At 58.8% G+C, this 12,246-nt stretch carries 11 protein-coding genes and 1 pseudogene; 6 read left to right on the top strand and 6 right to left on the bottom strand.

The features are described from left to right. Window positions 1–384: 384 nt before the first annotated feature. From GHO42_RS00275 to aat, 4 genes are all read right to left on the bottom strand, one after another. Entirely contained in the window at window positions 385–624 is a 240-nt protein-coding gene (locus tag GHO42_RS00275) for a hypothetical protein (RefSeq protein ID WP_095003290.1), read from the bottom strand. 516 nt (window positions 625–1,140) lie between these two features. Further along, on the bottom strand, window positions 1,141–1,359 hold the full coding sequence (gene infA, locus GHO42_RS00270) for a translation initiation factor IF-1 (RefSeq protein WP_002553999.1): 219 nt from the start codon (window positions 1,357–1,359) through the stop codon (window positions 1,141–1,143). Window positions 1,360–1,457: 98 nt separating this feature from the next. Further along, a complete protein-coding gene (locus GHO42_RS00265) occupies window positions 1,458–2,165 on the bottom strand; it encodes an arginyltransferase (protein ID WP_095003289.1) in 708 nt (235 codons plus the stop codon). Between the two features lie 57 nt (window positions 2,166–2,222). After that, the gene (aat, locus tag GHO42_RS00260) at window positions 2,223–2,900 is read right to left on the bottom strand and encodes a leucyl/phenylalanyl-tRNA--protein transferase (RefSeq protein ID WP_095003288.1); all 678 of its coding nucleotides are present in this window, start codon (window positions 2,898–2,900) and stop codon (window positions 2,223–2,225) included. A 368-nt stretch (window positions 2,901–3,268) separates the two neighbouring features. Between aat and ftsK the strand changes: the two genes are divergently transcribed. The 6 genes from ftsK to cysG are packed head-to-tail and all read left to right on the top strand — an operon-like array spanning window position 3,269 to window position 10,747. After that, window positions 3,269–5,671, top strand: coding sequence for a DNA translocase FtsK (gene ftsK / locus GHO42_RS00255; RefSeq protein WP_095003287.1), 2,403 nt, complete (start codon window positions 3,269–3,271; stop codon window positions 5,669–5,671). Window positions 5,672–5,709: 38 nt separating this feature from the next. Continuing rightward, a complete protein-coding gene (gene lolA / locus GHO42_RS00250) occupies window positions 5,710–6,330 on the top strand; it encodes an outer membrane lipoprotein chaperone LolA (RefSeq protein ID WP_046809214.1) in 621 nt (206 codons plus the stop codon). A gap of 28 nt (window positions 6,331–6,358) precedes the next feature. Next, window positions 6,359–7,684, top strand: a complete 1,326-nt coding sequence (locus GHO42_RS00245) for a replication-associated recombination protein A (RefSeq protein ID WP_153328889.1) — start codon at window positions 6,359–6,361, stop codon at window positions 7,682–7,684. Continuing rightward, entirely contained in the window at window positions 7,681–8,055 is a 375-nt protein-coding gene (crcB, locus tag GHO42_RS00240) for a fluoride efflux transporter CrcB (protein WP_095003285.1), read from the top strand. The genes GHO42_RS00245 and crcB overlap by 4 nt, the downstream gene beginning before the upstream one ends. A 16-nt stretch (window positions 8,056–8,071) precedes the next feature. Further along, window positions 8,072–9,352 carry a serine--tRNA ligase gene (serS, locus tag GHO42_RS00235; protein ID WP_130871748.1) on the top strand — a complete coding sequence of 427 codons (1,281 nt, stop codon included), beginning with the start codon at window positions 8,072–8,074 and terminating at the stop codon, window positions 9,350–9,352. Then, window positions 9,353–10,747: a siroheme synthase CysG gene (gene cysG / locus GHO42_RS00230; RefSeq protein ID WP_153328891.1), complete on the top strand. Its 1,395-nt coding sequence runs from the start codon at window positions 9,353–9,355 to the stop codon at window positions 10,745–10,747. Window positions 10,748–10,799: 52 nt separating this feature from the next. Here cysG and GHO42_RS00225 read toward each other — a convergent pair whose 3' ends face one another. Further along, a complete protein-coding gene (locus GHO42_RS00225) occupies window positions 10,800–11,987 on the bottom strand; it encodes an osmoprotectant NAGGN system M42 family peptidase (RefSeq protein WP_095003282.1) in 1,188 nt (395 codons plus the stop codon). A gap of 23 nt (window positions 11,988–12,010) precedes the next feature. Beyond that, window positions 12,011–12,246: pseudogene (locus GHO42_RS00220) on the bottom strand (N-acetylglutaminylglutamine synthetase); the annotation flags it as partial.

The raw sequence follows: 12,246 nt of genomic DNA, 5'->3' as shown, positions 1-12,246 counted from the left end.
TTTTCGTCCAATGACGCTGTAGGTGCCTGGAAAATTGCAACTTGCCGCGGCTGCACGACAAGTTGATCGGAGCATCCCTAGCGGCACGCATGGACAGTTTATTGCTGTCGCTGGCGCTGTTCTTGTCCCGAACTTTAGTATTTTTTACGGCGCTCATGATGAGTACTCCTGTCGCCAACTCTTGACCGGGCATATATTGAATGGCCTTTTAACAGGCGTGCCAATGTATGCCGAGTCGCAAACTTCGCAATCGGTTTAATTGAAGTGTTAAGTGCGCTTTAAAGTCCCGCTGCTGCGAAGTAATTAATACGCGGGCAGCGGGTGACTACTGGCTTCTTCCATAAGGAACTCCAGTGGGTTGGCAGGGTTTTAATTAATTATGAATCAGCGCAAGAACCGACTCTGCGGGTCCTGGGTGTCGGCCATGCTCCAGCGCTGCTCCAGTTGGCCTGTTGCAGGGCTGACGCGCCAATGCACCTGGCGGTGCGCAGGTTTTGCGTCGGCAACGGATGTGGAAAAGGGTGAGCGGGTCGAGCGGGCCAGGGTGGGCTCGCGTGAAAGTTTCACGCGCATGCTTGAGGCAAAGGCTTGAACGCCGGGTAGTACATGGGTTTTAAAGGTCATAACACACCTCGTGACCGGACTGTCGCCGGTGAGGTCGTTACGATGGAGCGTCAGGCTCTAGCGCAGTTGACCCCGCCGTGCAGGCGAGTCCTGTCAATGTCTGGATTTAGCGCCCGGATCGCCGTAGTGACGGTGACCGGACAGCGACTAGATACTGTGTCCATTGGCTTCTTTTGTGAAGTTTATAGGCGGCCTGAATGACCGGCCTGTGCAATCTACTCAGGCCGCGGGTGCAAGTCAATGTTTAAACCCGGCAAGTGTGGCTGGTACAGCCAGGGTTCAGGAAGTTTGGAAGTTAGGTTTGGGTATATAGCTAATAAGACAAAATAGTTACAGGAGTTCAAACTTTATATGTTGAGCCCTGATTGTGGGAGCGAGCCTGCTCGCGAAGGGATCACTGCGGTTTGCCCGAAAAATTGCGTCGTTTGCTTCGCGAGCAGGCTTGCTCCCACGGCAGGCTCAAATCGCAGACAAACAAAAACGCCCGGCAGAGCCGGGCGTTTTGTATTGACTTGCTTAGCGAGCGCGGTAAGTGATGCGCCCTTTGCTCAAGTCATAGGGCGTCAGCTCGACGCGCACTTTGTCACCGGTAAGAATACGAATGTAGTTCTTGCGCATCTTGCCGGAGATATGCGCGGTTACGACGTGCCCATTTTCCAACTCCACACGAAACATGGTGTTGGGCAGGGTGTCGACGACAGTGCCTTCCATTTCGAAGCTGTCTTCTTTCGACATGCAGTAAAGCCCTCGGTGTCCAATGAATGGCCCGGTGCAACTGCGCCAGGCAAAAGCGGCGTGCATTGTGCCCGAAAAATGGGGGTTAAGCCAAGGGTTCAATCAAGAGAGCTCCATCTCTGATTGATTAAGAGCTCAATGGGCCGATATTCGGTCTTGTAATTCATCTTCTTGCAGTTCTTGATCCAGTACCCCAGATACAGCGCATCCAGCTCCAGGCGGCGCGCTTCGGCGATTTGCCAGAGGATTGCATAGCGCCCCAGGCTGCGCCGCTCTTCGTCGGGATCGTAGAAGGTGTAGACCGCCGACAGGCCATTGGGCAGCACGTCCGTGACGGCGACCGCCAATAAACGGCCATCAAGGCGGAATTCGTAAAACCTGGAAAACGCCAGGTCGCGCACCAGGAAGGTCGAAAATTGATCGCGACTGGGCGGGTACATATCGCCATCGGCATGGCGCTGCTCGATATAGCGCTGGTAAAGATCAAAGTTCTCTTCACTGAACGCCGGTTTTACCGCCTCTACCTGCAAATCGGCATTGCGCTTGAAAATGCGTTTTTGCTGGCGGTTGGGCAGGAAGCGGGCAACCGGGATGCGCGCCGGGGTGCAGGCATCGCACTTCAGGCAATGCGGGCGATAAAGATGGTCGCCACTGCGCCGGAAACCCATCTCGGACAAATCGGCATAAACCTGCACATCCATCGGCTGGCTGGGGTCGAGGAACAGCGTGGTGGCCTGTTCGCCAGGCAAGTAGCTGCATGCGTGAGGTTGAGTGGCATAAAACTTCAAGCGCGCCAACTCGGTCATGATGAACCCTCGGAAAATCTTTAAATTAAGTGTAAGCCAGCGCGCAAAAGTCGCCTACTAAACCCACTGCGCAGTTGTGGGAAGATCCAGATGTTTTTGCAAATACTCGGCAAATATCTGGCGCGGGATTGAACGCGCTCCCAGGCTTTGCAGGTGATCTGTGGGCATCTGGCAGTCAATCAGCACAAACCCCCAGGCCTGCAGCTGTCTGACCAGCGTGGCGAAGCCGAACTTTGAGGCGTTGTCGGCACGGCTGAACATGGACTCGCCAAAAAACAACTGGCCCATGGCCAGGCCATACAATCCGCCCACCAGCTCACCGTTGTCCCAGACTTCCACCGAATGGGCATGGCCGCGGGCATGCAGTTCGATATAGGCGTTTTGCATGTCGTCGGTAATCCAGGTGCCATCCGCATAGTCTCGTGGAGCGGCACAGGCCTGGATCACGGCTGCGAAGTCGCGGTCAAAACTCACCTGGTAGCGTTGCTTGCGCAGCAGTTTGCCCAAACTGCGGGAGATATGCAGCTCTTCGGGAAACAGCACCGTGCGCGGATCAGGCGACCACCACAGGATTGGCTGGCCCTCGCTGAACCACGGAAAACAGCCATGGCGATAGGCCTGGATCAGCCGGTCGGCGGACAGGTCACCGCCAGCGGCCAGCAGGCCATTGGGTTCGCGCATGGCGTTGGCCAGTGGCGGAAATGTCAGGGTGTCGCGTTTTAACCAGGTCAGCATGGCATTGAGTCTTGCACAAGAAGGGGAGGGCGGCTGCAACTCTGTCACGCAAGTGCGGTCTCAGTCGATCTGCCAGTTAATTACAAGCTGTGTTTTGGTGGTGGTATAAGTCTTTGTCACAAAAGGTAATACATGCTCAAATTGGCGCTTCCCGGCGAGTTATGGCCAGCATGGCATCAGCGGCTCAAACCCGTACAATGGCCTGCCTGTATGAGCTGATCTAAACTGCTCCACGTTGCAGCACGCAATAATAAGGGCAGGGCTCATTTCAAGTCCGAACTTGTCGTCTGCTCGCTATGAGCAGTATTTTGCAGTCACATTAGTCAATTAATAGTTGGGCGCGCCACAGGCGCAGGAAAAGACCCGTTTTGAAGAAATCCACAGCAGCACCCAAAGCAGTTCCTCTCTGGCGTCAGCAATTGCACTACCGGCTCAAGGAAGGTGCATTGATCGCTATCGGCGCCCTGTGCCTGTTCCTGATGATGGCCCTGCTGACCTATGGCAAGGATGACCCCGGCTGGAGCCATAACAGCCGGGTTGTCGATGTACAGAACTTCGGCGGGCCAGCCGGCTCCTACAGTGCCGACATCCTGTTTATGGTGCTGGGTTACTTTGCCTATATTTTTCCGCTGCTGCTGGCGGTCAAGGCCTACCAGATCTTCCGCGAGCGGCATCAGCCCTGGCAGTGGAGCGGCTGGCTGTTTTCGTGGCGTCTGGTGGGCCTGATTTTTCTGGTGCTCTCCGGTGCGGCGCTGGCCCATATCCATTTTCACTCTGCCTCGGGTCTGCCTGCGGGGGCGGGCGGTGCGCTGGGCGAAAGCCTGGGCGACCTGGCCAGGAATGCACTGAATATCCAGGGCAGTACCCTGCTATTGATTGCCTTGTTCCTGTTTGGCCTGACGGTGTTTACCGACCTGTCATGGTTCAAGGTCATGGACGTGACGGGCAAGATCACCCTCGACCTGTTCGAGCTGATCCAGGGCGCAGCCAACCGTTGGTGGGCCGAACGTAACGAGCGCAAGCAACTGCAGGCCAAGCTGCGCGAAGTGGATGCCCGGGTCAATGAAGTGGTCGCGCCAAGCGTTTCCGACAAGCGTGAGCAGGCCAAGGCCAAAGAGCGCCTGATCGAGCGCGAGCAGGCGTTGAGCAAGCACATGTCCGAGCGTGAAAAACACGTGCCGGCAGTGATTGCCCCGGCACCGCCCAAGGCGCCCGAGCCGAGCAAGCGCGTGCAAAAAGAGAAACAGGCGCCGTTGTTTGTGGACAGCGCGGTTGAAGGTACCTTGCCGCCGATCTCGATTCTGGATCCGGCCGAGAAAAAACAGCTCAATTATTCCCCCGAATCCCTAGCGGCCGTTGGCCACTTGCTGGAAATCAAGCTCAAGGAATTCGGCGTCGAAGTGACGGTGGATTCCATCCACCCGGGCCCGGTGATTACCCGTTACGAAATTCAACCTGCTGCTGGCGTAAAGGTCAGCCGCATTGCCAACCTGGCCAAGGACCTCGCGCGCTCGCTGGCCGTGACCAGTGTGCGGGTGGTTGAGGTCATTCCTGGCAAAACCACCGTCGGTATCGAGATTCCCAACGAAGACCGCCAGATCGTGCGCTTCTCCGAAGTGTTGTCGACCCCTGAGTACGATAACGCCAAGTCGCCGGTAGCTCTGGCCCTGGGCCATGACATTGGTGGGCGGCCAGTGATCACCGACCTGGCGAAAATGCCGCACTTGCTGGTAGCCGGTACTACCGGTTCTGGTAAGTCTGTAGGCGTTAACGCCATGATCCTGTCGATCCTGTTCAAGTCTGGCCCGGAAGACGCCAAGCTGATCATGATCGACCCGAAAATGCTTGAATTGTCGATCTACGAAGGCATCCCGCACCTGCTGTGCCCGGTTGTAACGGACATGAAGGACGCCGCCAACGCCTTGCGCTGGAGCGTTGCCGAGATGGAGCGCCGCTATAAGCTGATGGCCAAGATGGGCGTGCGTAACCTCGCCGGCTTCAACCAGAAGGTCAAGGACGCCCAGGATGCCGGCGAGCCACTTGTCGATCCGCTGTACAAGCGCGAAAGCATTCACGACGAAGCACCGTTGCTGGTGAAGTTGCCGACCATCGTGGTAGTGGTCGACGAATTTGCCGACATGATGATGATCGTCGGCAAGAAAGTTGAAGAATTGATCGCCCGTATTGCCCAGAAGGCTCGGGCTGCGGGCATCCACTTGATCCTCGCGACCCAGCGCCCGTCGGTGGACGTGATTACCGGCCTGATCAAGGCCAACATCCCGACCCGCATGGCGTTCCAGGTATCGAGCAAGATCGACTCGCGTACCATCATCGATCAGGGTGGCGCCGAGCAATTGCTGGGTCACGGTGACATGCTCTATATGCCGCCAGGTACCAGCTTGCCGATCCGGGTTCATGGCGCGTTTGTGTCCGACGATGAAGTTCACCGCGTGGTTGAAGCCTGGAAGCTGCGCGGCGCTCCGGACTACAACGAAGATATCCTCAACGGTGTTGAAGAGGCGGGCAGCGGCTTTGAAGGCGGTGGCAGCGAAGGTGGGGACGACCCTGAAACGGATGCCTTGTATGACGAAGCCGTACAGTTTGTACTGGAAAGCCGCCGTGCCTCCATTTCTGCTGTACAACGCAAATTGAAGATCGGTTACAACCGCGCTGCGCGAATGATTGAATCCATGGAAATGGCCGGGGTCGTAACCTCTATGAACACTAATGGCTCGCGCGAAGTACTGGCGCCGGCCCCGATGCGCGATTGATCAGCCCCAGGGCTTCTAACTAATCAATGAGGATGTCCATGCGTTTTGTCAGCATGCTGTTGCTACCGGTACTGGCCTTTTCCTCGCTGTCGGCCCATGCCGACGCCGAGAGTGTGAAGCGTCTTGGCCAACTGTTGGGCTCTGATACCATCACGGCCCGTTTTTCCCAGCTGACCCTCGACGGCAGTGGCACCCAGTTGCAGGAAACTGCCGGCGAAATGTCGGTAAAGCGTCCTGGGCTGTTCTACTGGCACACCGATGCTCCCCAGGAGCAACTGATGGTCTCCGATGGCCAGAAAGTCTCGCTGTGGGACCCGGACCTGGAGCAGGTTACGATCAAGAAACTCGATCAGCGCCTGACCCAGACCCCGGCCTTGTTGCTGTCCGGTGATGTATCAAAAATCAGTGAAAGTTTTGACATCACCTCCAAACAAGCCGGTGATGTAATGGACTTCACCCTCAAGCCCAAGACCAAGGACACCTTGTTCGACTCCCTGCGCCTGTCGTTTCGCGGCGGCAAGATCAACGACATGCAGTTGATCGACAGCGTGGGTCAGCGCACCAACATCCTGTTCACAGGGGTCAAGGTCAACGAGCCGATCCCGGCTTCCAAGTTCAAGTTCGATATCCCGAAAGGGGCTGATGTTATCCAGGAATAAGCCCTGGAAGAGGTTTCAAACGCTGCCCATGGATCTGTTTCGAAGTGCCCCGATAGCCCAGCCACTGGCTGCCCGTTTGCGTGCGGCCAACCTGGACGAGTATGTCGGCCAGCAGCACCTGCTCGCCCGCGGCAAGCCCTTGCGTGAGGCACTGGAGCAGGGCGCGCTGCACTCCATGATCTTCTGGGGCCCGCCGGGCGTGGGCAAGACCACCCTGGCGCGGCTGCTGGCGGAAGTCTCGGATGCCCACTTTGAAACGGTCTCGGCGGTCCTGGCCGGGGTCAAGGAGATCCGCCAGGCCGTCGAAATCGCCAAGCAGCAGGCTGGCCAGTACGGCCGGCGCACCATCCTGTTTGTCGACGAAGTGCATCGCTTCAACAAGTCGCAGCAAGATGCCTTTTTGCCCTACGTCGAAGATGGCACCCTGATCTTTATCGGTGCCACCACGGAAAACCCCTCGTTCGAACTGAACAACGCCTTGCTCTCGCGGGCGCGGGTCTATGTGCTCAAAAGCCTGGACGAAGCGGCGCTACGCAAGCTGGTGCAGCGTGCGCTGACCGAAGACAAGGGCCTGGGCAAGCGCGGTCTGACCCTTGGCGAAGAAAGCTTTCAGATTTTGCTGCGGGCGACTGACGGCGATGGCCGGCGCATGCTCAATCTGCTGGAAAACGCTTCGGACCTCGCCGAAGACCACAGCGAAATCGGCACCGAGCTGCTGCACAACCTGCTGGGTGATACCCAGCGTCGTTTCGACAAAGGCGGCGAAGCCTTTTATGACCAGATCTCTGCCTTGCACAAGTCGGTGCGCGGCTCGAATCCTGACGGTGCCCTGTACTGGTTTGCACGCATGATCGACGGCGGCTGCGATCCGCTTTACATCGCCCGGCGTGTGGTACGCATGGCCAGTGAGGATATCGGCAACGCCGACCCGCGAGCTCTGAGCCTGTGCCTGTCGGCCTGGGATGTGCAAGAGCGGCTCGGCAGCCCGGAAGGCGAACTGGCAGTGGCCCAGGCCATCACTTACCTGGCCTGCGCACCGAAAAGCAACGCGGTGTACATGGGTTTCAAGGCCGCACTGCGCAGCGCAGGAGAATACGGCTCGCTGGAAGTGCCGCTGCATTTACGCAATGCGCCGACCAAGCTGATGAAGCAACTGGGTTATGGCGACGAGTATCGCTATGCCCATGACGAGCCTGACGCGTACGCGGCCGGGGAAGACTATTACCCGGACGAACTTGAACCCTTGAACCTGTATCAGCCGGTGCCACGGGGCCTTGAGCTCAAAATCGGCGAAAAGTTGAAATACCTCGCCGCACTGGACCGGGCCAGCCCCAAACAGCGGAGAAAACCGTGATTCCATTGATTGCAGCGGTCTCGGTGGGTGGCATTGCAGGTACATTGTTGCGCTTCGCTACGGGTAACTGGATCAACGCCAATTGGCCGCGGCACTTTTATACCGCGACATTGGCCGTTAATATCGTGGGCTGCCTGCTGATTGGCGTCCTGTACGGACTTTTTCTGATACGCCCGGAAGTACCGATTGAAGTCCGCGCCGGGCTGATGGTCGGTTTCCTGGGTGGCTTGACCACTTTTTCATCCTTTTCACTGGATACGGTGCGCCTGCTGGAAAGCGGGCAGGTGCCACTGGCATTGGGCTATGCGGCCCTCAGCGTATTCGGCGGGCTGCTCGCAACCTGGGCTGGCCTGTCCTTGACCAAACTTTGATAAACGAGAAACCGACATGCTTGATTCCAAACTGTTACGTAGCAACCTGCAGGACGTAGCGGATCGCCTGGCATCCCGTGGCTTCAAGCTGGACGTGGCGCGCATTGACGCGCTGGAAGCCAAGCGTAAAGAAGTCCAGACCCTGACCGAGAAGCTGCAGGCCGAGCGCAATGCCATCTCCAAAAGCATTGGCCAGGCCAAGGCTCGCGGTGAAGATATCGCGCCACTGATGGCCAGCGTCGAGACCATGGGCAGCGACCTGGCCAATGGCAAGGTTGAACTGGAAGCCATCCAGACTGAGCTGGACGCCATCCTGCTGGGCCTGCCGAACCTGCCGGATGCGTCCGTGCCGGTAGGCGCTGACGAAGACGGCAACGTCGAAATCCGTCGCTGGGGCACCCCGACTGCCTTTGATTTCGAGATCAAGGACCATGTCGCCCTGGGCGAGCAGCACGGCTGGCTGGACTTTGAAACCGCCGCCAAACTGTCCGGTGCCCGTTTTGCCTTGCTGCGCGGCCCGATTGCCCGTCTGCATCGTGCTCTGGCACAGTTCATGATCAACCTGCACACCGGTGAGCATGGCTACGAAGAGGCCTACACGCCTTATCTGGTGCAGGCCCCGGCGCTGCAAGGCACTGGCCAGTTGCCAAAGTTCGAAGAAGAGCTGTTCAAGATCAGCCGTGAAGGCGAAGCCGATTTCTACCTGATCCCGACCGCTGAGGTCACCCTGACCAATATCGTTGCCGGCGAAATCGTTGAACACAAGGCCCTGCCGATCAAGCTGGTGGCGCACACGCCGTGCTTCCGCAGCGAGGCCGGTGCATCGGGGCGCGATACCCGCGGCATGATCCGTCAGCACCAGTTCGACAAGGTCGAGATGGTCCAGATCGTTGAACCGTCCACCTCGATGGACGCCCTTGAAGGCCTGGTCGGCAATGCCGAGAAGGTTCTGCAACTGCTGCAACTGCCTTACCGCACCCTGGCGCTGTGCACTGGTGACATGGGTTTCAGCGCAGTTAAAACCTACGATCTGGAAGTGTGGGTCCCGAGCCAGGACAAGTACCGCGAAATTTCGTCGTGCTCCAACTGCGGTGATTTCCAGGCCCGTCGCATGCAGGCGCGTTTCCGTAACCCGGAAACCGGCAAGCCGGAACTGGTTCACACCCTTAACGGTTCCGGTCTGGCGGTAGGCCGCACCCTGGTAGCCGTGTTGGAAAACTACCAGCAGGCTGACGGTTCGATCCGTGTGCCGGACGTGCTCAAGCCTTACATGGGCGGTATTGAGGTCATCGGCTAAATGGAGTTTCTGCCGCTGTTTCATAACCTGCGTGGCAGCCGTGTACTGGTGGTTGGCGGTGGGGAGATTGCCTTGCGCAAATCCCGCCTGCTGGCCGATGCCGGTGCCGTGCTGCGGGTGGTCGCACCCGCCATGGAGCCACAGTTGTGCGAGTTGATAAACAGCAGCGGTGGCGAACAGGTGCTGCGCGGATATGCCGAGGCCGACCTTGAAGGGTGCGTCCTGATCATCGCCGCCACCGACGATGAGCCACTTAACGCTCAGGTTTCCGCCGACGCCCATCGCCGTTGCGTACCGGTCAACGTGGTCGACGCGCCCGCCTTGTGCAGCGTGATCTTCCCGGCGATTGTCGACCGTTCGCCGCTGGTAATTGCCATTTCAAGTGGTGGTGATGCGCCCGTGCTGGCGCGGTTGATCCGGGCCAAGATCGAAACCTGGATTCCGTCGACCTACGGCCAGTTGGCGGGCCTTGCGGCGCGCTTCCGTAGCCGGGTCAAAGGCTTGTTTCCGGATGTGCAGCAGCGTCGCGGGTTTTGGGAAGATGTGTTCCAGGGCCCGATTGCCGATCGTTTGCTGGCCGGGCAGGGCGCTGAAGCCGAGCGCTTGCTGCTGGCCAAGATTGAAGATCAGGCTGTCGAAACCACCGGTGAGGTGTATCTGGTGGGTGCGGGGCCGGGTGATCCCGATCTTCTGACGTTCCGTGCATTGCGCCTGATGCAACAGGCAGACGTGGTGCTCTACGACCGTCTGGTGGCCCCGGCGATTCTTGAACTGTGCCGTCGCGATGCCGAACGTATTTATGTGGGCAAGCGTCGCGCTGAGCATGCGGTGCCACAAGACCAGATCAACCAGCAACTGGTCGATCTGGCCAAGCAGGGCAAGCGCGTGGTGCGGCTCAAAGGTGGCGATCCGTTCATCTTTGGCCGTGGCGGTGAAGAAATCGAAGAGCTGGCCGCCCACGGGATTCCGTTCCAGGTGGTGCCGGGTATTACCGCCGCCAGTGGTTGCGCGGCGTATGCCGGTATTCCGTTGACCCATCGCGACTACGCGCAGTCTGTGCGCTTTGTTACCGGCCACCTGAAAGACGGCACCAGCAACCTGCCCTGGAGCGACCTGGTAGCCCCGGCGCAAACCCTGGTGTTCTACATGGGCCTGGTGGGCTTGCCGATCATCTGTGAGCAGTTGATCAAGCATGGTCGTTCGGCTGATACCCCGGCTGCGTTGATTCAGCAGGGCACTACGTCCAACCAGCGCGTGTTTACCGGTACCCTGGCCGACTTGCCGACATTGGTGGCGGAGCATGAAGTGCATGCGCCTACGCTGGTGATCGTGGGCGAAGTGGTTTTGCTGCGTGAGAAACTGGCATGGTTTGAAGGGGCTCAGGCTCAGGTCTGACGTCTGCCCTCACCCCAACCCTCTCCCTCTGGGAGAGGGTTAGGGCTTTGCTTCAGCTCCGATTTTCCCCCACCAGACTCTCTACCGACGGCACTCGCGTATCGCTTTCCATCTGCGCATCATGTTCGATCTGATGGCTGAAGCGGTCCAGTGAGCCCTGCGCCGGCTGGGCATCGCTGGCAAACACCGGCGGGCTGAGGATGTAGGCACCCAGCAAACGACTCAACGCCGCCAGGCTATCAATATGGGTGCGCTCATACCCGTGGGTGGCATCACAGCCAAACGCCAGTAACGCACAGCGAATATCATGCCCCGCCGTCACGGCCGAATGAGCATCGCTGAAGTAATAACGGAACATGTCCCGGCGCACCGGCAACTCATTGTCACTGGCCAGCCCCAGCAAATGCCGCGACAGGTGATAGTCATAGGGGCCGCCCGAATCCTGCATCGCCACACTGACCGCATGCTCGCTGGAATGTTGGCCCGGAGCCACCGGAGCAATATCAATCCCGACAAACTCGCTCACATCCCACGGCAAGGCCGCTGCCGCACCATTGCCGATTTCTTCGGTGATGGTAAACAGCGGATGACAGTCGATAAGGGGCTGTTCGCCACTGTCGACAATGGCTTTCAGGGCGGCGAGCAGGGCCGCCACACCCGCCTTGTCATCCAGATGCCGCGCACTGATATGGCCACTTTCGGTAAATTCCGGCAGTGGGTCGAACGCTACGAAGTCACCAATATTGACCCCCAGGGAATCGCAATCCGCGCGGGTGGCGCAGTAGGCATCCAGGCGCAACTCGATATGGTCCCAACTGATCGGCAGTTCATCCACGCCGGTATTGAAGGCATGGCCAGAAGCCATTAATGGCAGGACACTGCCACGGATCACGCCGTTGTCGGTAAACAGGCTGACGCGGCTGCCTTCGGCAAACCGGCTCGACCAGCAACCAACAGGTGCCAGCACCAGCCGGCCGTTGTCCTTGATCGCCCGCACGCTGGCGCCAATCGTATCCAGATGCGCGGACACGGCGCGGTCCGGGCTGTTTTTCTGGCCCTTGAGGGTGGCGCGCAAGGTGCCGCGGCGGGTCAGTTCAAAAGGGATCCCCAATTCGTCGAGGCGTTCGGCGACATAGCGCACGATGGTGTCGGTAAAACCGGTGGGGCTGGGAATGGCGAGCATTTCCAGCAATACCCGTTGCAGGTAGTCGAGGTCGGGTTCAGGGAGGCTGCGGTTCATAAAAACTCCTGAGGGCCGGTCAGCTATTGAGCAGGCTGACTGTGGGGAAACAACAGATCGATAAAGCGCTCGGCGGTGGGCTGTGGTTCATGGTTGGCCAGCCCGGCGCGTTCGTTGGCTTCAATAAATACATAGTCGGGTTGGTCGGCGGCGGGCACCATCAGGTCGAGCCCCACCACCGGAATATCCAGGGCCCGGGCTGCGCGAATGGCGGCGTCGGCCAGCACCGGGTGCAGCACGGCGGTGACGTCTTCCAGGC

The organism is Pseudomonas sp. FSL R10-0056 (assembly GCF_009600105.1).
Classification (GTDB): domain Bacteria; phylum Pseudomonadota; class Gammaproteobacteria; order Pseudomonadales; family Pseudomonadaceae; genus Aquipseudomonas; species Aquipseudomonas bubulae.
This window is presented reverse-complemented; position numbering and strand designations above follow the sequence as displayed.